This window comes from Anabaena cylindrica UHCC 0172 (assembly GCF_034931625.1).
GTDB lineage: Bacteria > Cyanobacteriota > Cyanobacteriia > Cyanobacteriales > Nostocaceae > Anabaena > Anabaena cylindrica_A.
The window spans coordinates 1-24,046 of record NZ_JAYGGY010000119.1 but is presented as its reverse complement, the minus strand read 5'-3'; the positions used below and the strand labels follow the sequence as shown (position 1 = coordinate 24,046).

Genomic DNA, 24,046 nt, shown 5'->3' with positions numbered 1-24,046 from the left:
ATTTGTAAACTCAGTCCTTCTGGGTCATTTTGTCGTGCCTTAGTCTAAACTCCAGAATCTAACCAAGCATTGAGTAATTCTCGAATCTGTAACCTTTCTGCCATCTCCGTTTCTCCCCCCTGATAACACAGCAACTCATGCTAAACAAAAGCAATTTCTGCCAAATTACTCATCACCCAGTAACGCTTCCAGTTTGTTTAAAAGGTTTACTAGCTGTTTTTGCTTGCGAGGTTCTTTCCAAAGCTGACGCTTCTTAATGCGCTGGGTGATATTTTTGAGTTGTTCCGGTATTTGGTTAGATGCTTTAGATGAGGCGGGTGATTCAGCCGAAGTGCTGGCTGGTATTTGTTCCTTGATTTGGCTTAAAGACCAGTCCTTAGCTATCGCCTCCGATAAAAGTTGTTTTCGCAGTTCATCATCTTTTACTCGTGCCAGGGCTTGGGCTTTGGTGTATTCCAACTGACCAGAGCGCAGTGCTATTAAAATCTCAGAGGGCAGATTGAGCAAAGGTAAACGCTTGGTGGTGAACGATAGCCAATTCATCATTCCCAGGCTTTCAAACACCTCTTTTACCGTAGAAAATTGTTCATCATCTCCTTTAGGAGAAACGTTTCTCCTAGATTTTTTTGACACATCTGAGTTAGGAGAAATGTTGCTTTTAGATTCCGTCTCCTCATCTCCTTTAGAAGAAACGTTTTCCCCAGATTCTGCTTCATGATCTAAGTTAGGAGAAACGTTTCTCCTAGATTCATTTAATGAATCTTTTGAGTGCTGTTCCCCTTTGTTTTGGGCGTTCTTCATCTGATACAGCAAGGATTTTACAGATTCCACATCACACTTTAGCCGGATAGCCAATAGGTACAAAATCCCTTCTGTTTCCTCAACAGGATTCAAGTCTTCTCGTTGCAGGTTTTCTATCAAAGCCAACTGAAACGCTTGGTCATCAGTTAGCTCACGCACAACCACAGGCACATTTTCTAGTCCTACCTCTGTAGCTGCCCGATAGCGTCGTTCTCCTGCCACCAATTCGTATTGACCTTCCGCCACTGGACGCACCAGCAGAGGTTGGAGAATGCCATGCTGTTTAACTGACGAGACTAATTCTTTTAATGCTTGTGGGTCAAAGTATCGCCTGGGTTGCTGCTCTGGCAGACGAATATCTTTGAGCTTGATAGTAGTTTCAGTAGCACCTGCTGTATTTTCCTCCGGTGAGTCTAACCAAGGTGCTGGGGGTGGGGTGGTAATTTGACCCCCAAAGGGTTTTTCAGTTTGCTTACGTCTAATCACAAAGCCTCCAAAGCCAAAGCAATTTCTTTAAGGATAGCGACTATAGAATGTTTAGGGTCAAACACTGCTAGGGGCGCACGTTCTTCTGTAGCATCAACAAAAGCCGTAGCTCTGGGAATGGGGGGAAATATCCGACCCCAAGCTAATAGTTGTGTTTGGATAGCTGCTAATGCGCGTTTATCGGCTGAATTCTGTTGAGCATACCGCGTAGGAATAAACCCAGCTATTTGAATTTTGCGGTTGGCTTTATTTTTTACGTGGGTGATAGTTTGCAATAATTCATCGGTTCCCTCGAAAGCTTTGAGATGGGTTTCAATGGGGACGAGAACGTGTGTGGCAGCAACTAGGGAGATATAAGAAAGTAATCCTAAACTGGGGGGACAGTCTATAAGGATAAAGTCGTATTCATCTAAAACTGGTTCAATGGCTTCCTTGAGGCGCAAGTCGCGCATAGCTGCACTGACTAGCTGCATTTCGGCTCCACTCAGGACTCGGTTAGCTGGAACCAAGTCCATACCGTGAATGCCCTCATGAATTGGTAAGGGCTGCTCATCGATAATGGCATCAGCAATGGTTTTTTGTAATTGAGATGGCACTACCCCCATGAATTTGGTTAAGCTGGCTTGGGGGTCGATGTCGATGAGGAGGACGCGGTGTTCTCGTTGTGCGAGGTGGTATCCCAAGTTTTGGGTCAGTGTCGATTTGGCGACACCACCCGCCTGATTAAACAGGGCAATAATGCGGCATGGAGAGTCAGATGTTGACACTGGCTTTGGTTCCTAGAAGATACGTTGACGTTGGGTCAATCAGCTTGGTTTTTGTTTCCAGTTTATTGAAGTGTATCAGATGAGGAGAAGTTCTAGCTAAGACAGCAATTTCAGTAGTAGACTTGATAGAATCAAGCGACATTAAGTCATTGCTATGACAACCAAACAAGCCATTTTTGAAGCGATTGAACAACTGTCAGAGCAGCACCTTGTAGACGTGTTGCGGTATGTTAAACAGCTTGCTCATACGCAGAAATCACTAGAAACAAACCCACTCATTTCCAGTAGCTACCCTCTGGCAAACTTTATCGGTGCAGTATCTCACGGCTCCCTAGCTGCCAACTTAGACGATGAACTTTATGGCGATTAAGTGTTGTGACCTGCAATTATAAACGCCCAAACCTGCAATCATGACCTGAGCAAACCAGGATAAAATGCAACTATAATTACGCTTCAGCCAGGATTAAGGTTCAGTTGCAAATAATCCGGGCTGAGAAATGACCTGATTGCAGGTCTGAGCGATTAGCATTGCTGGTCGCTACAAATACCCTAGTTGAGAGGTCGCACCTTGAGCAGTAACCAATAAGTTATTGCTAAAATAAGCATTCCACTAGGTTATTTGAGCGTTACGCTACTTTCAGTACCAGCTTCCGACTGTTCCAAAATCCCTTTTAATTCTTCTGTTAGTGGAATTCCTAAATCAGTTGCAACTGAGAGTGCTTGATTAAAATGCTTCTGTGCTAGTTCAAATTCACCTGTTAAGTAATATAACTCTGCAAGTTTTCCAAGAATTGATACTCTTCTTGGTTGAGAACCTGTTTTTTCGCTGATTTTTAAAGCTTCCGATAAAACCTCATGAGCTTTTTGGTAATATTTAAGTTTGAGGAAAACCTTACCAAGATGTTCTAGAGCTAGTCCTTCCTCCTGATAACTACCAATTTCACGAGCAATATTTAAATGTCTTTCATGATATTGAATAGCTGTAACATGATTGCCTAAAAGGTGATAAACAATTCCTAAACTACCTGTAGTAGATCCTTCGCCAAATCGATCACCAATCTCAAGACTTATGTTTAATGCTTTTTGAAGATAGTCAGTTGCTTGAGAATAATTACCAAGATACATATAGGCAGAACCCAGATTACTAAGCTCCCTAGCTTCCATAAAACGGTCACCAACTTTACGAGCGATTCTAAGGTGTTGCTCATACAAAGTAATTGCTTGTTCATATTCTCCTAGAGAACTATATGCAAATCCTAAACTCCCTAAAATGCTGCCTTCTCTAATGTGACTATTAGCCTCACGAGCAAGTTTTAGTGCTTGTTCATATAATCTAATTGCCTGTTGGTAATGACCAATAGACAAATTAACAACTCCTAAGTTAGTCAGTGCTATATTTTCTCCATCGCAATCACCAATTTCACGAGCGATAGATAAACTTTTTTGATGATACTCAAGTGCTTTAGAGTAATTACCTATACTCTGGTGTACAGTACCGAGCCAGCCTAATGTACTAACTTCTCTATAAACATCTCCTACTACATGAAAGATTTCTAGAAGTTTTTCTTCCATCTGGATTTGCACTTGATAATACCCCCAAATATAAAGCTGAATATGTAATTCATCTTGTGTTGGTGTATTTAACCGTATAAATGGGATTTTTGTTGCAGCCTGCAAATCTTGAACTTCACAAAGATGATAAAACGCTTCTAAATAACCATAAACTTTTTCTAGATTAGAAGCATTCTCAGAGAATTTATACTTCTCAAGCCAGTTTACTACAGCCCTATAATGACTTCGTTTCCAACGGGGGTAAATCAATTTTATGGCAGACTTATCAATTTCAAGTTCTGCCAAAACTGATTTGTTCGATAGTGTTAAATCATTCACTATCCTTACTAAAGTCCGTTAAATGTTCCAGCGATACACTACGAATTAAGTTATGTTGCCTCAGAAGATATTGGTTGTTATCAATAATCTCCTCTACCAAATATCGTTCCTTTAATGCTTCCAATGCTGCAATTTGGTCTTCTCTATTACAATCCCAATCTTCTAGATGACTTAACCAAAAAGCCTCTGGAACTGGACAACGATATACTGATGTCTCACACAACAAGATGTAGGAGTATTTGTTGTTTTTTTCAAGCCGAGCAAAAGATTTTTTTAGACGCAATCGGACATTTCGTTGAAGACTAAGGGTAAAACGATCTAACTTCCACTGATCTTCGCCAGTTATTTTGCCTTTTTGAGCTTCAAAGATTACTTTCTCAACCTCTTCAATCTCACTACCGTACTTATTCCAGTAGGCTATCACGTTGCCATTAAAAGGGGAACCTTTAATTTCTCCAATAATTATTCTTAATGCCAAAGGATGACCTTCATATGCTGCCCCGATTCTAGCTAAGTAAGGTATGCTAGATGCTTCAAGCTTATTACCTAGTCCTGTTTTGTCAAATAAAGCTAATTGTTCTTGGTTAGAGAGTCCTGTTAATTGTTGGCTATACCAAAAATTTTGATACCGTGTACCCAGTTCTAAAATTTGGGCAGGTATATCTTGTGATGTGAGAATAATAAGACTCTGAAATGATGTAGCAGAGAGAATTCTACTAAAAAGTTGTACAAATCTTGCATCTGCAAATTCACTCCACCCTTGATCCTCATTCCCTTTCAAAATATTCTCTAGAGAATCTATGACTAACAAATAACGATTCTCTTCTAAATGCTTAACAAATCGATGAAGCAATCGCTGAGAATCTTTAGACTCCTCTGGAGTAACTGCTTGCCCACATTTTTCTAATAAACGAGATGCTACAGCATCAAAGTCAGTGGGTTGCTCCTGATCATCAAAATTTTCTTGAATGAACTTCGACCAATCTCCTCCCAACCAGTTTGATTGCAACTCAACTGCTAGCCTCTCTGCCAGTGCAGTTTTACCGATTCCGCCAATTCCAGTCAAGATAAGCAAGCGGCATGAACTCTCAACTCGTTTTTGCAAATTAGTTAATAGAGAATCGCGCCCTACCCAATTTGGATCATAACTGAAAAAGGAAGGAGTAACAGGAGATATAATCTCGCTATTGAAATTAGATAGTAATGGAAGGTCAGCGATTTCTTCCCAGTTCTCAATTCCAACTGCTTGACAAATAGCAACAAAGCTGTGTTTCGCAATAGGAGTTTTTCGCAAAAATCGCTTGAGAGTGGATAGGGAAACTTGAGATGCTTCAGCCCAAGTACTAGATTGTGCTGACCAACCTCTTGCTCTTCTTACTTGATCAATGAGTTCTAATCCTTGTTTAGATGCCCGTAAAGTACCTGCCATATCTCCTGTTTAAGCTGCTAACCAGTTTTGGTTTAGCTTAAAAAAAATGTGAGCCAAAAGTGAACTAAAACTGAACATTTAGATTATACTTCAATTTAATGAGAAATTTACCGTCCCAAAACAATACCCAGTGAGGTTTGGTAGGAGCAGCCAAATGACAATACAATTAATTTCTAATTTTAGAGACCAGGAAGCAAAACCAGAACATTCGCAGCAAACTGCCACCTCCCCAGCAATAACAGTAAAGTTTTTGGGCAGCAAGCTACTCCAAGACCAACCTAAGACTACTCAAACTGCAAAGCCGGAACAGCTTATTGACCCGAATCTACTGATCCAAAATGGAACTAATCCTACATCCATAATTCTTGCAACAGCTTTTGCAGTTGTTTTAATTCTCGGTGCTGTTAGTACCTTGTTCATAGCAGTTCGTTGGGGTAGTGCAAATAATAGCCTTAGCAATAAAGATGATGGTAATGATAGTTCAGCACTCAAATTAAAGTTTGAGTTAGAACGAGCCAAGAATGAGAAGCCAGACCAATAGGAGTGAAGGAATTTCTTACTTCAATTCCTAACTTCTGGTTAGTAGTAATTGGGTAGCTGGATGCCTAAGTCAGGAAGTCACCCTCCTGACTTAGGCATCCTATAGATGTAGTGAAAGCCATATAACCCGACCAGAAACTAAAACCCAATCACAGAAACAGCCTTTCGCTTCTGCTCTGGCGTAACCTCCAGATAACGCTGCAAAGTCCCCAGGTCACTGTGACCAGAGATTTCTTGAATAGTCCTCAAAGGTATCCCAGCGCTGGACATCTGGGTGAGAGCCGTTCGCCTAAACGAATGGGTACTAACTCCCTCCACCCCAATCCGGTTGCAAGCAGCCCGTAAAATCTTATCAGCCATAAACCGAGTCAACCGTTCAGTCACACCGCGCAGACCGGGAAACATCATCTCCCCTGGGGGCTGATACTCCGCCAGTATTGCTGCTAACCCTGGAGGGATGTCTACAATCCGAGTTTTGTGCTTACCTTTGGTGGTAGACTTGCGGAAAGTAATGGTTCCAGATTTGATATCAGTCATCTTGAGAGCCAAAGCTTCTGACACGCGACAACCAGTGAACAAGCAGATGCCAAACAGCGCGCGATCGCGTGGGGTAAGCAGCCCTTCAGTGAATAATCGCCTCAACTCCTCTTGGCTTAATATTTTGCCTTGTCCGTTGCCGCTAACCTTCATCTTGACTACCTTCTGGGGGGGTACACGTTATTCCTAAATCGTGTAACGAGGGACTAAAAGTATTGTACCTTCGTTGTGACCCTGAAAGCGATATCAACCCATCAAATCCAACTTATCAATCAAAACCGCTACAACCCGCATTCTTTCGTTGACTGATAAAACTTGCTTATGATTGCAGCGAGATGACCAACTACAGGTATGATCCGCCAACTGCTTTTGCACTTACGTCTATACTATGTCTATACCGAAATCAACTGGACATAAAACTTACCTCTGAGGTCGCGCGGGGGACATTTCATGCTATTGTCTAACTGGTTTTATAGGAAATTTCATATAAGATGGACAATGATGAGGATATTATAGAAATTCCTTTACGACCTCTGGTTTGGATGGGAGATTCTCTCAAAAATATCCGTTCATTTCCTGAATTCGTGCGTGCATCAGTAGGCTATGCACTGCAATTGGTGCAAGCTGGGGAAACACCAATGGATGCCAAGCCTTTTAAAGGGGTTGGAAGTGGCGTGTATGAAATCGTCAAACGTTACGATACCGATACTTACAGGGCAGTCTATGCGGTAAAGATTGGAGAGAAAATCTATGTCCTGCACGCTTTTCAGAAGAAATCAAAGCAGGGAATTAAAACCCCACAGGCTGATGTTGACCTGATTAAACAACGCTATAAGGACGCAGTGGCAAGGGAGAAACAACAATGACACAGGAACCCGTTTTTGAAGAAAGCAGTGGTAATGTATTCGCTGACCTCGGTTTGTCAGATGCGGATGAACTTTTTACGCGGGGCAAGATAGGGATTCAGGTACTGCGCCTTTTGAAACAACGCCACCTGAAACAGCGCGAAATCAGCGAACTTCTTGGTATTCCCCAGCCAGAAGTATCTCATCTCATGAAAGGAGAGTTTCAACGGTTCAGCGAGGGCAAACTGCTCATTTTCCTCAAGCGACTCGATACGGAAATTACCTTACATCTTCGCTCTCGTCACGCGCTGGGCCAGTCTGCTGAAACGGTGATATCGCTATAAGGCAGGATAAAAGCCTAAAAATTTCTTAATTCTTACGGTACATAAAAAGGCGATTTCCAATACCAGGGGCTAAATGAGCAACCGTACAGAAAGTTACGCTAAGGCTGAAAGTCTTACTGGACAAGCATTCTGCAAATCACTTTTTTGCATCTCAATCATTGTGTCCAGCGCCCTGTTCAAAGTACCAATGAATCTTAACTCTATTTGGTACGGCAAACGAGTACGGCACAGCAAGGGTTTCAGACTCATATATTTCAGACCCTTCAATTGGTACAGGCTTCTTCCTCATGATCAGGATGTTGAAAGCAGGTGATCAATTCCTTAACGTAACTTTCTGCTTCACTGCTCATTGAACCCCTATTTCATCAGCGTTGACATATTCAAATACTTCTAGGAAGTAGGGAAGGATTTGCAGGGCTGCGGTAGTTTTACCAGAACCGTTTGCGCCGCCGATAATGTATAAGTTGGGCATTATTATAATGCTAATTGTGCGGATGATTAGGGTTGAGATTTGGTTTGTTTCTTGAGTTTGGTTGTCACCTGTTTAGCTTTTTTGGCTTTGAAATGAGCTTCCTATTGCCTTACCGGATAATATAATCCGTCTTGAGGATGAAATTTCCACCCCAACCCACTTGGGTCACGATTCCTCGACCAGCTGATAAATTCCTGCTCACTCTTGGTTTCCCGTTCTGTCATTATACTTTGGGGAGTAACGCCCAATCTCTGCGCTAAATTCTCTTGAGCAAATGATTCTATTTCTACTGGTTGTTGTTGATACTGATAGGCATATCCTGAACGCCGGGGTCTATTGTTACCACCACCATATTTACCAGAAGCAAGCGCCCGTTCTATTTTCTCCAACTGTTTACCAAGAGTTTCCAGTTTAGTGGCCACCAGTTGATCTTGCTGGGAAAGGTGCGTTTCCAGTTCTAAGAGTTTCTCCTCCACCTGCTGTAATTCGGTGGTTGCTTCCAGTTTCATGCTGCTATCAAACTGTGTAATCACTTCCTGTAAGGCTTGCAATAACGCTGTTGTGTGACCGTCGCGGTGGATTTTTGCTAAATGGCGTACTATAGGGATTAGTACAGTAGGCACGCGGATCATTTCACTGGGTGGGGTCTTGTTGGCAGTCATGATATCTGGGGTTGATATCGAATATTGTAAACTGAATGGTAAATTTCCCCTAAGAATTGTATGTAGCGCAATCGTTAGGGCGCTTTGATTGATCCACATTTATAACCTCACTGTGCGGTGAGCGATCGCTGTAGGTATCTAAAATTAGAATAAGAGAACTCCACAAAAAAGATGATCCCAGTTCACCAAATCAAAGCGACTTTTCTTCCCCCTGCTACCCGACTACGGTGATGCCAATACTCAGCAGCTTACCCACTTTAATAAATCTGGAAATTATCATTATCTAGTCTTTCTAAAACTCGTCTTTTCTCTTCTTGTGTCTCTTGAGCCACACAATGAAATATGATATGATCACCTACTTTTTTTAAGCATCTTTCAGCATCTTCATAGCCTTGGTCAATCCAAGACTTAATACTGTTGCCATTAAAGTTAATTAAATCCTTCCATCCCTGCCGATTCATGGATTCTTTTGGACGAATTTCTAAAAGAACTGCATTTGACGAGTTACATTTATAGCGATCCCAAAGACTACCATTATCTAAATGAGTAACAATAATGTGAGAACAAGACTCCTGGTTAACCAGAGGATACGCAGGTGTATTACCTTGAGAATCTATAAAGCTACCCATACCTCCATCAGCAAAACCATGTTTTGCTTCAAATATTAGGGGAAGTGCTGCTGAGGCAAGAATTATATCACGCTGCTTTGTTTGCTCTATTGATTGGACATGAAGAAACTCTGAGGATGGTGTATTTTTCAGATTCATAGCAGCTAGAATAACAGATTTTATATCATTCAAAGCACCTTTACTTCTATACACAGATACATATAAAGGTAAACCCACTCTCAGTTTTTCAGGACTAATATGTTTTGCCAATAGTTTATTAATGTACTCTTGATCAAGAAGACCAAGTTTCTCAGATGGCAAGTTAAATAAATTAATAACTTCTCTCAATGGTTCACTACCTGATGCTGTCATAAGCTCACTAAGGAACTTTAGAGCAAGGAAAGTAGAAACATCTATTCCCAGCTTGCTGGGACTATCTTCGCTAAGTACATTCCAAATTTCTTTAAGGCGTTCAGCAGCAATTTTGAGATTAGCCTCTGCTGCTATAAATGCGCCATTTAATGCGCCAATACTTGCACCAGAAACAGCATCAATTTTAATATTATGTTTAGCTAAATATTGGATCACTCCAATATGATAAGCACCTCTAGAACCACCGCCAGATAAAACTAAGCCCACTCGCTGTTTTTTAGTGGTTATCATTAAATTTTGCTCTCTCATTCTGCTCATCTATTAGGCGATCACAAAGTCGGTTGGAATTTAAAACTTTAGGAATCTCCTTATGTACATGAGGAGGAGTGTAACTAGACGCATAACTTTGAATAGACCAAGTAACTGGTGCGGTCTTGAAATCTGACCAATCACAAAGATATAAAAGCATTTCACGTTCCTCATTTTGTAAGTTACAAATAGGGTTTAATAATTCAGATAAATCGAATAGTTCATGTTGCTTTATGCCTATTTTATCTTCTATAAGTTCTAACACTCCATCGCGTAAATATTCTCTCATTTCATTTACTTTTTTGGAATCGGCAGAATGACGACAGTATGTGCCAAAGTCTCCCCAAAATAGTTCGTCAATTGATAAATACAAACTCACAATAGGGGGATAATTGAGCCATAGTTCTTTCTTCCATTTGGTGAACACTAAATCTACGTGGATTTTTGCCTCTGTCCGATGAACTCTCTCGTTTAACTTAGTAAACTCAAGATTTATTTTATTTTGTAGTTGTACAAGACGATCATCAATTTCACTAACTCTTCCTTTTAAACGCATTACACCTTGACGGGTTTCACTAAGTTTATTTGTGAGGCGAGTTATCACTATGTCATTGTCAATTCTATAACACTCCACTTCTTGAAGCCAAACAGAAATTACCTCCAAAGAAGTTGCAACATTTTGGTTGATTATCAGTTGGCGTTGTTGACTTTTACCTGTAATGGAATCCAGAAGTTTATTTAAGAAGGAATCACTGTTAATAATCTGTTTATTGAAGCTAATTTGGTCATTAATTACCTCTAACCCATTAATGTAATCAACAATTGCCTTCTCACTAAGTTGGGGATGGTCCTGTGTTAATTTATCCAGAATTGCATTATTATCTGTCGTGATTTGGAAAGATTCATTCATTATTTTAGTTCCTTCAGTCCCTTTTCAATACCTTCTACGTCCTTATTATGAAAAATTACCTTTTTTTTCATATCAATAATTTGCTGCATCAACTCTTGTATAGATTTTTCATCTAAACGATGATTATTTATACTGTCTATCATAGTACCTCGGAATTCTTTTAGATAATTCTTCAAGCCATCAAAATAATTATCAATTATCGGCTTCATAGCAGATTCAAAAAAATTCTGATTATTAGATCCCAAATTGAATACTGTACTCTCCAAATTTTCCAGCACACTTTTCTCAAGTTTTTGTATATCCACAACATACAAAGTTTCGGTATTTTTAATTGATACTTTCTCATATCCCCATTTAGGTTGCCATAACCAGAGAGTTCCCCACTTAACTACTGTGCTTGCACCACGGCCAACTTTTCCCACCCAAAAACCCTTTTTTTCTATAAGTTTAGAATCCTCTGTTTTGTTAGTTATATTTTCAATACTTTCTAACACCAAAGAACTAAAATCAATTCTATTATTTTCTGTGTCGGGTTCTGGGACAAGGAAATTCACTGAAAAACCATCATGCTTTAACTTCTGCCTTGCCTCATCTAGAATTTCTCCAACATTTCTCACTAAGACATCACGAATTTTCTGTTCTAAGTGTTTAGATAAAATTTTCATAGCACTTTCAAGCTTCTGTTCAGCATCATTTGTAAATAAGTTAATCTCTCGATTTATTTTTTCTATGAAATATCCTGCTTCTTTTTCCGAGTAAAATGTAATCCTGGGATTACTAGGATCAAACTCAAAATTTGTACGCCGTCTAACTTTATATTCATCTTGTGAAAATAAATTTTGTAAATCTGAAAATAAATTTTTAAAATCTTTTGGAAGCAATAAATTTTTAAAACCTTTTGTACCCAAATTAACAACAACATTAGCAATGAAAAGCGAAGGAGCAAAATATATTTTTTCTAAGACTGATGTATTAGATGTTGCTATTTCTTCTTGTTTTTGAAGGTATTCAATTTCTTCTTGGAGTTTTCCATACTTAAAGAAATTTTTTAGAATTTCACCAAGTTCTTGCTTAGTATTGTTGTATAAAGTTTGAGTAAAATCTAAAAAATGGTCTAGCTGCTGCAAAAGCTCATCTTCTGCCTGATTTTCAGCCTCCTCAACTTTTTTAACATCCTTCTCTAACTCATTAACTATCTCACGAATTTCTTGTACAGTCTTTGTAAAAGTACCACGACTAACTTCCAGAAAATTATCCAAACGATTACCTAAATCCAACATTTTTGCAGTCGCAGATTGCATACTGACTAAAGTAGCTGTCCCAGATGCCTTAACGATTGCTTCTTTAAGTGGTGTCTCAAATCTGCTTTTTTCCCAAACTATTGGAATCATGGATTTGATCATTTCTATATTTTGATCTTTGTTGCCTTTGACAACATCCCAAAAATTTCCAAACGCTATCTTACCAAAATCATCAACCCAGCCATTTTCATCGTTATCAGGCAAGTTGCCATTTTTATCAATTTCCTGTTTTGCGCGATTGGCAAGATATCCATTACGAGCAGATGCGGGATATACTCTTTCTTGAAAAATTTTACGTTGCATGAGAGTGTTTGCAACATATTGCTTAACTTCATTTTCATTCATACTGTTAGTATCTTTCTGATCGAACTTGTTCACGATTGTGAAAAGACGATCTGCAATTAGTCCGGTTTGTCCTTCTAATCGATCACGAATCTCTCCTTCGGCTTCACTTTTGAGATTGTTGTAGTCTACGATCATTAATACTGCTGATGCTCTAACTATTTGGGCATCCAAAATCTTGCGTAGCTTATCTCCCTGACCATATTCATTAGGACCTGGTGTATCTAACAAGGAAATAGTTCCTCTATTAACTTCTTGCAAATTTGCAAGATGAATGAACTCAACTTCAATAAATGGCAAGTCATTTAGATCCTCATACTCTTCAATTGGAAATTCAATATCAATGTATGGGTCTTGAGCCAACCGTACTAAATCATTTAGTTTTTGTAAAAACTCAAATATCTGCTTTTGACCTTCGTAACGCTCTTTAAAATATCCATAATTACTATTTAGGATGTTATTAATCAAACCTTGACCGTCTTTCTCGTTATTAAAATTGACCAAATCTAAGTTGCCAGCCTGCTTTAACTCCTTGAGTTTCTTTTTGACCTCATTTACCATTTCTTCAACAGGTTGACGTTTTACGAAGGTGAGAACAGGATCTTTTTTGCCTTTGGAATGACGTATTAAAGTTGGCAAAGTTGTCATAGGTTGATTGCGATTGGGCAAAATTTCAGATCCACTGATTGCATTTATTGTTGTTGACTTACCTGCCTTCATTATCCCCACAACCGCAAGAACCATTTCTAGGTTCTCGACTTTTTTCTTCTCATTAGCAAGAACATTCTGCCAATTTTTCACTGTTTGGCTGTCTATTCCCTGTTGTCTATCTCCACTACTTTTTAGTAATAAATTAGGTATAGTAAGTAATCCATCTAACATTTCACTCTGTTTATCAATCAATCGTAAAACTTCATTGCGGGTAGCTTCGATGAGATCGGAATACATACGCATTTACCTGACTTAATTAAGATGAAAACGCACAATCAGTGTTTATACAAAAACCTCAGTAGCCAACCTTATACTACACTTACTGATTTAATATATATATTAGAAGTTAAAAATCGAAAGCTGAGTGTACGATGTATCACTTTATAGACTGGTATACTACAGAGATTGTATAAAGATTCTTTGTAGAAGTTAAAAGTCATGGGTTTCAAGTATGTAATACCAGCTAATAAAGTGATACTGTATGTACTACTGAGAAAACTGGCACACTACAAAGCTTATGTAAAGGTATAGTAATTAGCCTAGTAAGGCTATGCTAAAACCCTTTATCTGCTTTTCGGCTGACAGAGATTACACGTAATTAGGATAGGGGTAAAAATTGATAAAACCTAGACACAGCAGGCATTTCCAGTCTGCTTACTGGTTTTTATACGTGTCTCGGCTCAATACCTAAAAGACTACAAAAACTGGAGTGAGATAGGTTAGAAGATAACTTACCACGGGATAAACAGAAGCGTCTGAGGAAGGCTAAGTACCTGAGCAAAATTAATTTAACATTTTTGGAACAAACAAAAATCTCTGTATTCCTTACCTGTTCCCCGTTCCCTGTTCCCTCTCCAAAATATAAAATTTATTTTGCACGACTACTTATCGCATTCTTAGGGACTAGCGTGAAAATAAAATACCAGTCGGATAATTGATATAAAAGAGAAAAGTCATAAATGATTGGTACATTATTAAATTGCAAGTCCCTTAATGGATGTGTAAAGGAACAGAAATGTTTCTTCGGGGAGAGTAATCGCCGACATAAAAAACAGTTGTCGGAGTTAAAAAATTTAAGACTAAATGAACCCCGACAAACTACGACGATAGACCAGTCAGGGATGTTAATATTCGATAATCAGCCTGTCGGTATTGTCGAGTTTTCAGTGTTAATCCGTATCTTCGTAAATTCTTAGGGGATGAAACCCTATAAGCGATCGCTTGTGGTATTGAGGAGCGATCGCTATCTTAAACAAGATTATTTAATTCTTGAGGGAAACTTAGTTTAGAGCTTGAGCTATAGCATCACCTAACTGATTCAATGCCTTTTCCTTAGCGAAATCGGCTGCTGCTCGTGCAGACTCAGCCAGAATTGTATCGGTGTTAGGGGTTAGCTTCAACGCCCCACCCAAGTAACCTAATGACTTAACGTAATAATCAGATAAATTAGTGGATGCCAGCCGTTTTACAGCTTGATGATCACCACTTTGAAAAGCCGTCAAAGCCTTGGTGTGTAGATCAGTTGAGGGAGTTCCCAACACATCAAGAATTGCTGTAATAGCTTGGTTAACTCGTTCCAGGGTTAATTCTGTAGATACTGCTTGCACCATTGTTTTTCTCCTTATTTAAAACCAGACTTTAGTTTGATTTGCTTCTACTTGAGGTAAGTAGAGTTTTTCCCAGTTGCGCTGTAACTGCTCCCTAATAATGCGGGAAACAAAGCCAATGGCGCTATCACGGTCATAGAAGATTCCTATCCGCAATAAAGCCAAGTTTTGCTCTGTCAGCAGAATGTAATTAAGTTGATGTTTAAGTAACCCAGATGTAGGTAAAACAATATTTTTCAATGGACTGTCTGGGACTTCTATCGGATGCTGATAATCTGGCAATCCCTCAACTCCCTGGTTAAGCATTATTTCCACCCATTGCTCAGATGATAATTCTCTAGCTTGTGCGTCTCGTTTAGCCAAGTCTAGATAATAATCTCTGTTACGCCCGATCCATCCTCTGATGTATTGCGTTACAAGGGTTTTTAATGAATCACCCGAAACATCTCCAAAAGTTGTCATTTTCTCATCATCTTCTGGAGTTACATAGTAGTAGGTGATAGCGTACTGTTGCGCCATTTGTTCTACCTGTATTTCAATCTTCTATAAATTTACATCACTATTCTATAATTTTGGTATATCCTAAAAAAATACCCCGGTGCTGGCACACCAGGGAATACCCACCGTAGGCATAGCTATAGGACTACAGCAGGTACAACCATTATGAGTGCAGAAGAACAAAAACGCGATTACGTTTTGAATGCGATCGCTTCCTATCCAAGTCAAGCTCAAGCTGCGATCGCTTTGGGGACTAGTCCCAGAGTGGTTTCCCAGTGGAACACGAATAAGGCAACTCCCAGAGAATTAGCTGTTAGAGTTGTGCAGCTGCTGAAAACTTTAAAAGAAGCAGGGATTGAACCACCACCACCAATGACTTTCTAAATTTAACCCTTATAGATTTTAATCATTGCCTCCTCATTCGTAGGGGGCTTTAATTTGATTAGTGAATAGATTATGCAAACTCCTTGCAACTCCACAAGCTTTGTAACAGCTACTTGATGCAAATTTTCAGCATAAATCTAGGCTACTCGATAACGCATAAATGCTTATAGTGCATAAAAATTCACCCCAAATATGCAGGATGAACATTTCTGATAAGCGGGATGCGAATATTTTTCACGCTATATATGCAAATTCTCGGTACTGCATTTTATGGAGCAAACAAGAGTTATTTATGAAACCCTGCTAGGTAAAAGGTGCAGTGACACCCATTGGTGGAAAACTAAAAAGCTCATGGCAGATTGTCAGCTACCAACGGATAAACAAGGGTTTGAAGTGTTAATAAATCTTAGGAACGTATCGCCTCGATACTTCTCTAAGTACCACGAAATTAAGGATGAGCTAACAGAATTAGGTAAGCAGATGCTACCCGCTATTGGTGAGGGAATAACAGGGGAACAGTATCTAGGTTTGCTTAACAAACTAGAAATTAACCCCAATCAATCAACAGTATCTAGATGGTTTAAATCCTGTGGAGGTTTTAAATCTAAAGGTTTTTACAGCAAACAAACTGTTTTACCAATAGTAGCGATCGCACTAATTTATAAGTCAAAACTCCAATCTAACCAACTATCAAAGGTAGCCTAAATCATGTTAACCACAGTTGCAAAACGAGTTCAATCAAGCCTGAAACGTAAAGGGGTAATAGCTACATCAGGAGACATTAAAGATTATCTCAGAAGTAATTCAGTGAATATTGAAAACATCACCAAAGAAGAGGAAAATAACGTTATTGAATACTTCCTATCTAATGCCACCAAATTAACAGTAGTTAGTGACGACGTGACCACAGAAGTAGAGGAAACATTAACCAGTGAAGATGTAGATATAGATAGCAGTGAATTACACACAAATGAAGCTGCTTTAGATACTGAGAATGACACAGCTTTAGCCACTGCCACCAAATCAGAATTAGTCAGCAGCACTGCTCACAGCTTGGGCATTGTATTAGACGTTGGGGAGATATCTTTAATAGCTGAAAATATAGGGACTAGCACTGATTCACTAGAACAGGACATAGACGCTATTGAATCGGCAATCATGGCATTTGTAGAGCATAAAGCTATGATTAGTCAGCAAAAAATTAACCAGATGGTTTCATCAGTTCGCCGAACTGTTCAACATAAAAATTCTGAAAACTCCCAACTGCTAACAGATGGATTGAAAAGCATAAACAGCGATATCCAGGACGCAAACAAAGACTTTAAAAGCAACGTCAGGACAGCACTTAAAGCCTTTGCAATACCAGCTATCAAAGCCGGATAACAGCTTAAAGATTAGTTTTAATCCTGTTACCGTTGCTTCTACCCTACTGCTAATAATTACCCTGGTATCCGGTTTAGTTCTATTCGATTCAATACGCTTTAACACCAGGGTCGTTAAACCAAGCCATAGATATTTTATTGACCCTAACTCATACCTGGATGTAACACGATGAACCAACCAACCAAACTAAAGAACCACGTAACCAAAAAGGGTAAACGCTTAGGACAAGCTTTAAAAACTAAATTTGGAGTCAGTTTAGATGATTTTGAGAAAATAATGAGTGGTGATATTACCACTGCTCAAAAGGTTGGAGAACTAGCCCGTCAAGGAAGATTTAACAGCGAATTTGCCCCTAAATTTGCACAGGCTTATGTAGAAATTATGCAGGGGACTGAAGCATATAACCAAGCCATTGCTGACATCTTAACCCAAGCAGGTAAATCAGGAATAGCTATTGATAAAGCAGTTGGTAAAACCACCCTAGCTAACACTAAATATGGTCACGAACGCAAAGAACTTGCTCAACAATTCTTGTTTGACAAAAATGCTGAAAACGTCAGGCATGAATATCAATTAAATTACGGACAAATGAAAGGCTATGTTGACGCTCACTTCACAGCAGTAGACCAACAAACAGCTTTATTAGAACAGTCAAATAGACCGGAAGTAAAACAGTTGACTGCTGATGAACAACGCCAAACTAAGCTAATAAATGAAGCTTTGAGCAGTGGTGATCAGGCTAGATATGACTTGATACCTGAAAAGCATTATAACGGTGGCTTTAAAGCCAAATTATTAGAACTGAAAGCAGCACTCGGTTTTTAAACCGTAATTAAATTTATCCCCCATCAATTAGCAGTTGATAGGGGATAACCCACAGGTCGAAATATCACTTAATTACTATGTTATATGTTAGCACCTCATCAACCACCGGAGCTAGATATGGCTACGCCACGCAAGCTATCAGTTCTAGATAGTGATGATTCCCAACAGATTAACCAGGAAACTGCAAGATATTTAAACCATATTGAATCAAAACTTTATGCTGATATTCAAACTCGAAAGCGTATTGACTCCGGTTTATTATTTTTAGCTTGTCAAATATCGTCTTGTAGCCTCAGTTGGTTGCTGTTTAACCTACAGGTCACATTATCAATTATTCAAGTTGCATCAGCAGTAGTTAGCTTATTACCTGGATTAGTGGATGTGGGGGATAGTTTCAACTTCTCTTTATCTAGCGAACGTTGGGAATTTAGCTTAGGTCAAAAACCATTAATAGGCATTGTCAAATTAGCCATAGGTGCTGCTGTAAGTTTCTCTGGCACTTCTAAAATTACTGCTGAGGTCGTTAGCACCCAAACAGCGATCGCACAAACTTACCAAGAAATTAGATCATCTGAGGGTCTTAGCTGGCAACTTCCCAATATGGGTTTTAGTTTATTGATTGGGTTATCAGCGATAGCTACGCTCGCCGCAGGCATCGCACTGCTAGGACTATTTAAAAAAGTTTCTAATACTACTACTAATAACGGGAATCAAGAAAATGAGGATTAGAGGTAATTGGGGATGTTTACAGGTGTGGTTGTCTGGTCTAGTGTCAGCTATTGCTATAAATTATTTGGCTCAAGGTTTTATTGACATTATTCTTAATATAAATTCCTTACTAACTTGGTTACAAAACTCAGGAGTAGGTGAATACATTTACAGGTTTTTTGGAGGTAGGTAATGAATATTTTGCAGAAAGCTGGCTTTGCTGTTTTATTAATTTTCGTTCACACGGCCAAAAAATTGGACGAATCCAGAGGAATTATTTATGTAATTTATGGGTTGTTCCTAATCCCTATTTTCATAATTATGTGGATGATCATGCTGGCTTTGATTATTAATTTTTTATTGATAAATGACGATGCAAGAAATACAAAGTTTTAACACCCAACTAACTAAACAACGACGGTCTAGCACAATCTTAGTAGGTGTTTTATTAACCTGTGGTTTTAGTGCTGCTGTACCCATGTTTAATGATTCTATCAAACATACTGAAACATTATTCTGCAACACTAAGACTGAATGTAGAGGCAGCAGTATCAAGCGTGGTATCAGCTACCTGATTGACCGTGAACGACGTAACCAGTTATTTGATAATTCCATCAAAGTAGTGAAGGTTTTACCACCAGAAGATGATAAAGCAGTTGTTTTTGGTGTTACTAGTTCCCTGTTACTATTAACTGCTTATGGTATCTCAAAGGCACTGACAGACAACCAAGAGAAAGCTATTCATTCTCAATTCAAATTACTTAAAATCAAGGCACTGGAGAATGACTTATTAGAACAAACACACATAGATTTATTTGGGTTTAGTAAACAAAGTCAAAGCGAGATTACCAAACAAGCTATAGCCCGTCACACCCAAGAAACTATACAAGCTATGAAATCAGAGGGAGAAGTACAACTAGACCACCTCAACGGACAATTGCAAGGCACTTTATCTATAAAATCACACCAATTACAGGTTAGTGAATTAGACAAAGAAACAGCTAAAAACGAATTAGAAACAGCCGAAATAAAACGCAAACTGGACAAACTAAATAAACCCGTTAGTGATGCTAAAACACCTACTGCTGATGAAGAATTAAAAACAGTTCTGATTGATGCTTTAAAGGGTCATGAGGACGGTTATCTGTGGAAGATAATTAGTAGCTTGAAACCTCTATGGTTAATCGGTAATCAAGGTAGTGGCAAGACATATACAGCAGCAGCGATCGCACTCATCAGAAAATACTGCCTTGATGCTCCTATTTACTATTTAATTGACCGTCACGCTACAGGTGATAATGCTGATGTATGGAAATTTTTAAAATCTGAAAACATAGCTGAGACTGAGGCAGATATATACAGTGCTATGCGGAATGCTGGAGAATATTGGTTAAATAGAATTAAACAGAAGCCAACTAATAAAACTCAGACTGTTATTGATGAATTTACGCATTTGAGAGGCTTGGCAGGGGAAATCGCAGATACATTTTTTAAGTTATCTCTAACAGATACTAGAAAAGCTAAATCATTCCTACTTGGCATTACACACAATGACACCAACGAATCATTTGCACCGGGTACATCTGACACTCGTAAAGCAGGAATGATTTTAATTCAAAAATTCAGCGCCAATGGTGCAACACCCCTTGATAGGGTAGTAATTCGCTATGGCTTAGTTGATGAAAAGGGTAACAACTTAGAGGATGTAGAGCGATCGCTCCCATCCTGGCTTCATCCCCTAAGAATTTATCAGCACTTCAACGGTGAACCTATTGATTTTGATAATTAATTATGTATAAACCAATTCGATACACACAAAAAAATGATCATAAACCAGGCTACATTTATCTAATGGAAGCAGTAGGATATCATGGTATTTTACCTGGTTGTTATTTAAGAAGATGCAAAATTGGATTAAGTAAAAATCCTCAATTAAGATTGCAGAATTTTCATGAAAATCAGCCTCCTTGTGATATCAAGCTACTTAAAACTGTTTATGTAGAAGATATGGCAGATTTAGAAACAAAATTACATCAGCGATTTAAAAGGCGTAACGTAAAATTACTTAAATCAAAAGAATGGTTTGATCTTTATCCTATAGATTTTTGGCTACTAAATATTGAACTGCATAATTATCAAAAGTCGAAAAAACTCAACTTTTACCCCTTTGGTATTTTGATAGTGGTGATTTTAGCTTTAATTTCCTTATCAAACTTTACCAAACCTCGACAAACTCCGACAATAAAACCACGACAGCAAAACACGACAATGATAAAATAGGTGTCGGGGTTTAAACAGAACAAGGCATGAATGAGCAAGAATTGGAAAAACAGAAAGCAGAACAGTTAGCTTTAAAAGCTATTAAAATTTACCTCCAAGAAGGTGAAAGCATAAATTTTCGCATCGCTGTTGAAGCAGTAGCAGTAACTCTTAGGATTGTATAGAGATATGAACAAAAAAGAAGCAGCAGAATTTTTGGGATGTAGTGAACGTGCTATAGAAAGATATGTAAAGGCTGGTAAGATTTCGTGCCGATATGAAAAAGGCAAAACCCGCAGCATAGCCATATTTGACCAACCAGAACTGGAACGATTTAAGAATGAAGGGGAAGCTATAAGGCCAGCCTTTGAAGTCTATGAAGAACCACGACAAACCACGACGGTAGAGCAGTCAGGGCTGGCGATATTAGAGGATGAGCCTGTCGGCATTGTCGGAGTTGACGATATTAGCAGATTGTCTGCAATGGTGGAACTACTGCTAAATGGCAACCAACTAAAGCCTAATGAGAAACTGGTATTGACTATTGATGAGTGTCATCAACTAACCGGATTCCCAAGGGAAATGATCAGGAGTGCGATCGCTTCTGGTCAATTACTAGGTAAAAAAATTGGTAAATCGTGGCGTGTTCAACGGGTAAACTTAGAAGCTTATATTAATGAGGTGATGTCATGAGTAGAATTGTAATTTGTAGGCGCTGCACTCACGAAAACTACTTTGATAATCTTCCCTATAGTGATTGGGGTTTTTTGTACAAACCCTCGAAAAGGGGGAATAGTAAAAACGAGGGTAGTGGTAAATATGTAGTGAAATCTCATATTTACCACTACCTACCCCCCATTCTTTTACCCCTTTGACTACCCAGGGTGTTTCATCTGCGTTAACATTTGGCTGGGTAAGTTTTATCCACTCTTAGACATCTTTAGATATCTGACGGTAAACCTAACTCTTGACGAAAATTATCATCGTATATAGCCAGTTCCCAGTTTTGTGCAGATTTAATTTCTTTTACATTCATGTATTCTGCACCTTGAAAAATTGCCCCCTGAATATTTGCGTTGTCGAAAACTGCATCAAAAAGATTGGCTGCCCGTAAGTCAGCGAAGGAAAGATTAGCTCCTTGAAAATCAACGTTTTTAGCATTAGCTTTTTGAAGATTAGCTTTTTGGAGATTAGCCTCTCTACAATTTGCTCCATCAAGGATCGCTCCTTCAAGATCAGCTAACTCTAAATTAGCTTTCTTAAGGTCAGCGTCCCATAGAAGTGCTTTGGTCAGGGAAGCGTTTTTGAGAAAAGCTTCAGGGGCTATCCTAAATGCTCCTGCCTGTTCAGGTGAAAAGCCTTCTGGAAATCTGGTATTCCTATCATATAAAGCCTGCTTAAAAATGGTTCTTGTTTGAGCAGTCCCAAAGTCAGCACCATAGAAGTTTGTTCCAAACAATCTTGCCCTTGCAAAATTCGTTCTGTGTAGGATAGTTTGGCTAAAATCCGCTGCGCTAAGATTGGCATATCTAAATTTACAGAGACTCAAATTTGCTTTGGGCAGTTCGAGTCCATCTTCTAAGTTTACCCCTGAAAGATCGATATTTTGTATCTTAATTGGATTGCCTATCCAGTCATGCTCTTGCGCTAAACTCTCAAGTGCTATTTTCAAGGCATAGCTCGTAAAACGCCCATCAGGTGAAAATTCTCTCGCTGCGTTTGCTGCGTCAATTGTTTTCCAATACTCAAACTGTCTCCGCTTTGCTTCCTCTGCTGCTCTCTCTTCCCACTTCGGAATTTCTCTTAAAAAAGCAATGATAGCAACTAGCAAACCGAGCTTACTGAGAGAGTCAAGAACCTTTATAAAGGCTGTTTTTTCTAACCAAGTTGAAAGTTGATTAGAGAATAGCAACGTCATCAGAAGAAGAATGGCAATCACAAACCAAATACCCCATTCCTCTCGAAAGGTTTCCCATAGCAAGGATTGTAAAACTCTCCGTTTGGTTTGCTTTCTTGTCATTCTGCTGGTTCCAGTTTTAAAAGGTGTCTTTATTTACACTGTTTGTTATACAGATTTGGTATCCACGATTCCAGATTTTGGGAAAAAATGTTATTGGAATTGCTGAGGTTCTAGTAGTAGGCGTTGGATTTATTCAACTTCATCTTCTCCATTACCTTGCACAGTTTTGAGAACTGATTCTAGACAATAGCCAGCCTCACGAAGATAATATCCAGCCGCGCCAAGGTCTTCAAACACGCTGTCAAATTGGGGATGAGTTTGCCCAAAAATCTTTCGTAGACGTTCATTAATACGTTGGAGTTCTTGCTGAATTGCGATTAGTTCTTGAGTATCATCGTCCATAACTTACCTAGGTTTTTTTGTATGTCTCCTCGAAAAGGAGGATTAGGATTTTTCTAACTGAGAAGCGGTAAATTTTCTAAGATAACGTTTCATTATTCTTTAGACTTTGACCGAATTGTATTTTGAGACATAAAAAGCAACACAATTATAGTTTCTGAGACATAAATAATTTCTGTATTTAGGAAATATTATAATCTCCAAAGTTTTAGTATATTTTTCCCTTAAGAATTTAATACGGCGTGTACAGCGTCGCTTTTATTATGCAGATTTTCTGTACTATTACTGATATAGAAATTAATATATTATTGTACAATCGTACAAACTTTTTAAAATAACTTATGGACACAATGGAACAACATGAAGATTTGAAAACAAAGGTTTTCAAAATTTGTGAAAATCTATATAATAAAGACGAAAAAATTACCCGTGAGAAAGTACGCGAACTTCTAGGCGGTGGTAGTTATAGTACAATTTCTCCTCTTGTGACTGAGTGGAAAAAACTCAAATCTGTACAACTTGATAGTCCCAATAGCATAGGCATAGAAAACGAAAGTACAGAAGCAAGTACAGAATCTAATCTTGTGTTGAGTCATGAATCTGAAATTACCGATAGCTTGGGTGGCGAAACCATAACGGCACAGGGAGCAACGCGATTTTGTGAAGTCGGGGAAAAAATGTGCTTTTAGCTACTCGC

At 38.8% G+C, this 24,046-nt stretch carries 28 protein-coding genes; 14 read left to right on the top strand and 14 right to left on the bottom strand.

Annotated elements, in window-relative coordinates; translation table 11 throughout:
- Positions 1 to 165: 165 nt before the first annotated feature.
- On the bottom strand, positions 166 to 1,284 hold the full coding sequence (locus VB713_RS25995) for a ParB/RepB/Spo0J family partition protein (protein WP_323314384.1): 1,119 nt from the start codon (positions 1,282 to 1,284) through the stop codon (positions 166 to 168).
- Positions 1,284 to 2,054, bottom strand: a complete 771-nt coding sequence (locus tag VB713_RS25990) for a ParA family protein (RefSeq protein WP_272056145.1) — start codon at positions 2,052 to 2,054, stop codon at positions 1,284 to 1,286. The genes VB713_RS25995 and VB713_RS25990 overlap by 1 nt, the downstream gene beginning before the upstream one ends.
- A gap of 154 nt (positions 2,055 to 2,208) precedes the next feature.
- On the opposite strand from VB713_RS25990, the gene VB713_RS25985 reads away from it, so the two are divergent.
- Positions 2,209 to 2,424 carry a hypothetical protein gene (locus VB713_RS25985; protein WP_323314383.1) on the top strand — a complete coding sequence of 72 codons (216 nt, stop codon included), beginning with the start codon at positions 2,209 to 2,211 and terminating at the stop codon, positions 2,422 to 2,424.
- A 245-nt stretch (positions 2,425 to 2,669) separates the two neighbouring features.
- On the opposite strand, the gene VB713_RS25980 is transcribed toward VB713_RS25985, so the two are convergent.
- On the bottom strand, positions 2,670 to 3,944 hold the full coding sequence (locus tag VB713_RS25980; RefSeq protein ID WP_323314382.1) for a tetratricopeptide repeat protein: 1,275 nt from the start codon (positions 3,942 to 3,944) through the stop codon (positions 2,670 to 2,672).
- Entirely contained in the window at positions 3,937 to 5,373 is a 1,437-nt protein-coding gene (locus VB713_RS25975) for an ATP-binding protein (RefSeq protein WP_323314381.1), read from the bottom strand. The genes VB713_RS25980 and VB713_RS25975 overlap by 8 nt, the downstream gene beginning before the upstream one ends.
- A 154-nt stretch (positions 5,374 to 5,527) precedes the next feature.
- On the opposite strand from VB713_RS25975, the gene VB713_RS25970 reads away from it, so the two are divergent.
- Positions 5,528 to 5,914 carry a hypothetical protein gene (locus VB713_RS25970; RefSeq protein ID WP_323314380.1) on the top strand — a complete coding sequence of 129 codons (387 nt, stop codon included), beginning with the start codon at positions 5,528 to 5,530 and terminating at the stop codon, positions 5,912 to 5,914.
- A gap of 137 nt (positions 5,915 to 6,051) precedes the next feature.
- Here the strand turns inward: VB713_RS25970 and VB713_RS25965 are convergent, their stop codons facing one another.
- Positions 6,052 to 6,603 (bottom strand): site-specific integrase, encoded by a 552-nt coding sequence (locus VB713_RS25965; protein WP_323314379.1) that lies wholly within the window; start codon positions 6,601 to 6,603, stop codon positions 6,052 to 6,054.
- 338 nt (positions 6,604 to 6,941) lie between these two features.
- Here VB713_RS25965 and VB713_RS25960 point away from each other — a divergent pair, with 338 nt between their 5' ends.
- Both VB713_RS25960 and VB713_RS25955 read left to right on the top strand, forming a co-directional pair.
- On the top strand, positions 6,942 to 7,316 hold the full coding sequence (locus tag VB713_RS25960; RefSeq protein WP_323314378.1) for a type II toxin-antitoxin system RelE/ParE family toxin: 375 nt from the start codon (positions 6,942 to 6,944) through the stop codon (positions 7,314 to 7,316).
- Positions 7,313 to 7,639 (top strand): helix-turn-helix domain-containing protein, encoded by a 327-nt coding sequence (locus tag VB713_RS25955; RefSeq protein WP_323314377.1) that lies wholly within the window; start codon positions 7,313 to 7,315, stop codon positions 7,637 to 7,639. Before VB713_RS25960 ends, VB713_RS25955 begins: the two co-directional genes overlap by 4 nt.
- A 346-nt stretch (positions 7,640 to 7,985) precedes the next feature.
- Here VB713_RS25955 and VB713_RS25950 read toward each other — a convergent pair whose 3' ends face one another.
- The 7 genes from VB713_RS25950 to VB713_RS25920 all read right to left on the bottom strand — a co-directional run bounded on the left by VB713_RS25950 (position 7,986) and on the right by VB713_RS25920 (position 15,452).
- The gene (locus VB713_RS25950) at positions 7,986 to 8,111 is read right to left on the bottom strand and encodes a hypothetical protein (RefSeq protein ID WP_323314376.1); all 126 of its coding nucleotides are present in this window, start codon (positions 8,109 to 8,111) and stop codon (positions 7,986 to 7,988) included.
- Positions 8,112 to 8,212: 101 nt separating this feature from the next.
- A complete protein-coding gene (locus VB713_RS25945) occupies positions 8,213 to 8,773 on the bottom strand; it encodes a hypothetical protein (protein ID WP_323314375.1) in 561 nt (186 codons plus the stop codon).
- Positions 8,774 to 9,030: 257 nt separating this feature from the next.
- Complete coding sequence (locus tag VB713_RS25940; protein ID WP_323314374.1) at positions 9,031 to 10,044, bottom strand: patatin-like phospholipase family protein; 1,014 nt, start codon at positions 10,042 to 10,044, stop codon at positions 9,031 to 9,033.
- Complete coding sequence (locus VB713_RS25935; RefSeq protein WP_323314373.1) at positions 10,031 to 10,972, bottom strand: diguanylate cyclase regulator RdcB family protein; 942 nt, start codon at positions 10,970 to 10,972, stop codon at positions 10,031 to 10,033. The genes VB713_RS25940 and VB713_RS25935 overlap by 14 nt, the downstream gene beginning before the upstream one ends.
- The gene (locus VB713_RS25930) at positions 10,972 to 13,563 is read right to left on the bottom strand and encodes a dynamin family protein (protein WP_323314372.1); all 2,592 of its coding nucleotides are present in this window, start codon (positions 13,561 to 13,563) and stop codon (positions 10,972 to 10,974) included. The genes VB713_RS25935 and VB713_RS25930 overlap by 1 nt, the downstream gene beginning before the upstream one ends.
- 1,043 nt (positions 13,564 to 14,606) lie before the next feature.
- Positions 14,607 to 14,936 carry a hypothetical protein gene (locus VB713_RS25925; protein ID WP_323314371.1) on the bottom strand — a complete coding sequence of 110 codons (330 nt, stop codon included), beginning with the start codon at positions 14,934 to 14,936 and terminating at the stop codon, positions 14,607 to 14,609.
- Positions 14,937 to 14,951: 15 nt separating this feature from the next.
- Complete coding sequence (locus VB713_RS25920; protein ID WP_323314370.1) at positions 14,952 to 15,452, bottom strand: transposase; 501 nt, start codon at positions 15,450 to 15,452, stop codon at positions 14,952 to 14,954.
- A 144-nt stretch (positions 15,453 to 15,596) separates the two neighbouring features.
- Here VB713_RS25920 and VB713_RS25915 point away from each other — a divergent pair, with 144 nt between their 5' ends.
- The 9 genes from VB713_RS25915 to VB713_RS25875 all read left to right on the top strand — a co-directional run bounded on the left by VB713_RS25915 (position 15,597) and on the right by VB713_RS25875 (position 21,683).
- Entirely contained in the window at positions 15,597 to 15,815 is a 219-nt protein-coding gene (locus VB713_RS25915; protein WP_323314369.1) for a hypothetical protein, read from the top strand.
- A gap of 270 nt (positions 15,816 to 16,085) precedes the next feature.
- On the top strand, positions 16,086 to 16,520 hold the full coding sequence (locus tag VB713_RS25910) for a hypothetical protein (RefSeq protein ID WP_323314368.1): 435 nt from the start codon (positions 16,086 to 16,088) through the stop codon (positions 16,518 to 16,520).
- 3 nt (positions 16,521 to 16,523) lie between these two features.
- Entirely contained in the window at positions 16,524 to 17,198 is a 675-nt protein-coding gene (locus VB713_RS25905) for a hypothetical protein (protein ID WP_323314367.1), read from the top strand.
- Between the two features lie 168 nt (positions 17,199 to 17,366).
- On the top strand, positions 17,367 to 18,023 hold the full coding sequence (locus VB713_RS25900) for a hypothetical protein (protein ID WP_323314366.1): 657 nt from the start codon (positions 17,367 to 17,369) through the stop codon (positions 18,021 to 18,023).
- Positions 18,024 to 18,140: 117 nt separating this feature from the next.
- Positions 18,141 to 18,752: a hypothetical protein gene (locus tag VB713_RS25895; protein WP_323314365.1), complete on the top strand. Its 612-nt coding sequence runs from the start codon at positions 18,141 to 18,143 to the stop codon at positions 18,750 to 18,752.
- 352 nt (positions 18,753 to 19,104) lie between these two features.
- Positions 19,105 to 20,520 (top strand): hypothetical protein, encoded by a 1,416-nt coding sequence (locus VB713_RS25890; RefSeq protein ID WP_323314364.1) that lies wholly within the window; start codon positions 19,105 to 19,107, stop codon positions 20,518 to 20,520.
- Between the two features lie 2 nt (positions 20,521 to 20,522).
- Positions 20,523 to 21,011, top strand: coding sequence for a GIY-YIG nuclease family protein (locus tag VB713_RS25885; protein WP_323314363.1), 489 nt, complete (start codon positions 20,523 to 20,525; stop codon positions 21,009 to 21,011).
- 26 nt (positions 21,012 to 21,037) lie between these two features.
- A complete protein-coding gene (locus VB713_RS25880) occupies positions 21,038 to 21,175 on the top strand; it encodes a hypothetical protein (RefSeq protein WP_323314362.1) in 138 nt (45 codons plus the stop codon).
- Between the two features lie 4 nt (positions 21,176 to 21,179).
- The gene (locus VB713_RS25875) at positions 21,180 to 21,683 is read left to right on the top strand and encodes a helix-turn-helix domain-containing protein (RefSeq protein ID WP_323314361.1); all 504 of its coding nucleotides are present in this window, start codon (positions 21,180 to 21,182) and stop codon (positions 21,681 to 21,683) included.
- Positions 21,684 to 21,930: 247 nt separating this feature from the next.
- Here VB713_RS25875 and VB713_RS25870 read toward each other — a convergent pair whose 3' ends face one another.
- A complete protein-coding gene (locus VB713_RS25870) occupies positions 21,931 to 22,971 on the bottom strand; it encodes a pentapeptide repeat-containing protein (RefSeq protein ID WP_323314360.1) in 1,041 nt (346 codons plus the stop codon).
- A gap of 168 nt (positions 22,972 to 23,139) precedes the next feature.
- Entirely contained in the window at positions 23,140 to 23,352 is a 213-nt protein-coding gene (locus VB713_RS25865) for a hypothetical protein (protein ID WP_323314359.1), read from the bottom strand.
- 338 nt (positions 23,353 to 23,690) lie between these two features.
- On the opposite strand from VB713_RS25865, the gene VB713_RS25860 reads away from it, so the two are divergent.
- Complete coding sequence (locus VB713_RS25860) at positions 23,691 to 24,038, top strand: DNA-binding protein (RefSeq protein ID WP_323314358.1); 348 nt, start codon at positions 23,691 to 23,693, stop codon at positions 24,036 to 24,038.
- Positions 24,039 to 24,046: the final 8 nt, after the last annotated feature.

Coding starts and splice junctions, on each gene's coding strand:
- VB713_RS25985 (WP_323314383.1), top strand. CDS start 2,209: ATGACAACCAAACAAGCCATTTTTGAAGCGATTGAACAACTGTCAGAG.
- VB713_RS25975 (WP_323314381.1), bottom strand. CDS start 5,373: ATGGCAGGTACTTTACGGGCATCTAAACAAGGATTAGAACTCATTGAT.
- VB713_RS25970 (WP_323314380.1), top strand. CDS start 5,528: ATGACAATACAATTAATTTCTAATTTTAGAGACCAGGAAGCAAAACCA.
- VB713_RS25965 (WP_323314379.1), bottom strand. CDS start 6,603: ATGAAGGTTAGCGGCAACGGACAAGGCAAAATATTAAGCCAAGAGGAG.
- VB713_RS25960 (WP_323314378.1), top strand. CDS start 6,942: ATGGACAATGATGAGGATATTATAGAAATTCCTTTACGACCTCTGGTT.
- VB713_RS25955 (WP_323314377.1), top strand. CDS start 7,313: ATGACACAGGAACCCGTTTTTGAAGAAAGCAGTGGTAATGTATTCGCT.
- VB713_RS25950 (WP_323314376.1), bottom strand. CDS start 8,111: ATGCCCAACTTATACATTATCGGCGGCGCAAACGGTTCTGGTAAAACT.
- VB713_RS25945 (WP_323314375.1), bottom strand. CDS start 8,773: ATGACTGCCAACAAGACCCCACCCAGTGAAATGATCCGCGTGCCTACT.
- VB713_RS25940 (WP_323314374.1), bottom strand. CDS start 10,044: ATGATAACCACTAAAAAACAGCGAGTGGGCTTAGTTTTATCTGGCGGT.
- VB713_RS25935 (WP_323314373.1), bottom strand. CDS start 10,972: ATGAATGAATCTTTCCAAATCACGACAGATAATAATGCAATTCTGGAT.
- VB713_RS25930 (WP_323314372.1), bottom strand. CDS start 13,563: ATGTATTCCGATCTCATCGAAGCTACCCGCAATGAAGTTTTACGATTG.
- VB713_RS25925 (WP_323314371.1), bottom strand. CDS start 14,936: ATGGTGCAAGCAGTATCTACAGAATTAACCCTGGAACGAGTTAACCAA.
- VB713_RS25920 (WP_323314370.1), bottom strand. CDS start 15,452: ATGGCGCAACAGTACGCTATCACCTACTACTATGTAACTCCAGAAGAT.
- VB713_RS25915 (WP_323314369.1), top strand. CDS start 15,597: ATGAGTGCAGAAGAACAAAAACGCGATTACGTTTTGAATGCGATCGCT.
- VB713_RS25910 (WP_323314368.1), top strand. CDS start 16,086: ATGGAGCAAACAAGAGTTATTTATGAAACCCTGCTAGGTAAAAGGTGC.
- VB713_RS25905 (WP_323314367.1), top strand. CDS start 16,524: ATGTTAACCACAGTTGCAAAACGAGTTCAATCAAGCCTGAAACGTAAA.
- VB713_RS25900 (WP_323314366.1), top strand. CDS start 17,367: ATGAACCAACCAACCAAACTAAAGAACCACGTAACCAAAAAGGGTAAA.
- VB713_RS25895 (WP_323314365.1), top strand. CDS start 18,141: ATGGCTACGCCACGCAAGCTATCAGTTCTAGATAGTGATGATTCCCAA.
- VB713_RS25890 (WP_323314364.1), top strand. CDS start 19,105: ATGCAAGAAATACAAAGTTTTAACACCCAACTAACTAAACAACGACGG.
- VB713_RS25885 (WP_323314363.1), top strand. CDS start 20,523: ATGTATAAACCAATTCGATACACACAAAAAAATGATCATAAACCAGGC.
- VB713_RS25880 (WP_323314362.1), top strand. CDS start 21,038: ATGAATGAGCAAGAATTGGAAAAACAGAAAGCAGAACAGTTAGCTTTA.
- VB713_RS25875 (WP_323314361.1), top strand. CDS start 21,180: ATGAACAAAAAAGAAGCAGCAGAATTTTTGGGATGTAGTGAACGTGCT.
- VB713_RS25865 (WP_323314359.1), bottom strand. CDS start 23,352: ATGGACGATGATACTCAAGAACTAATCGCAATTCAGCAAGAACTCCAA.
- VB713_RS25860 (WP_323314358.1), top strand. CDS start 23,691: ATGGACACAATGGAACAACATGAAGATTTGAAAACAAAGGTTTTCAAA.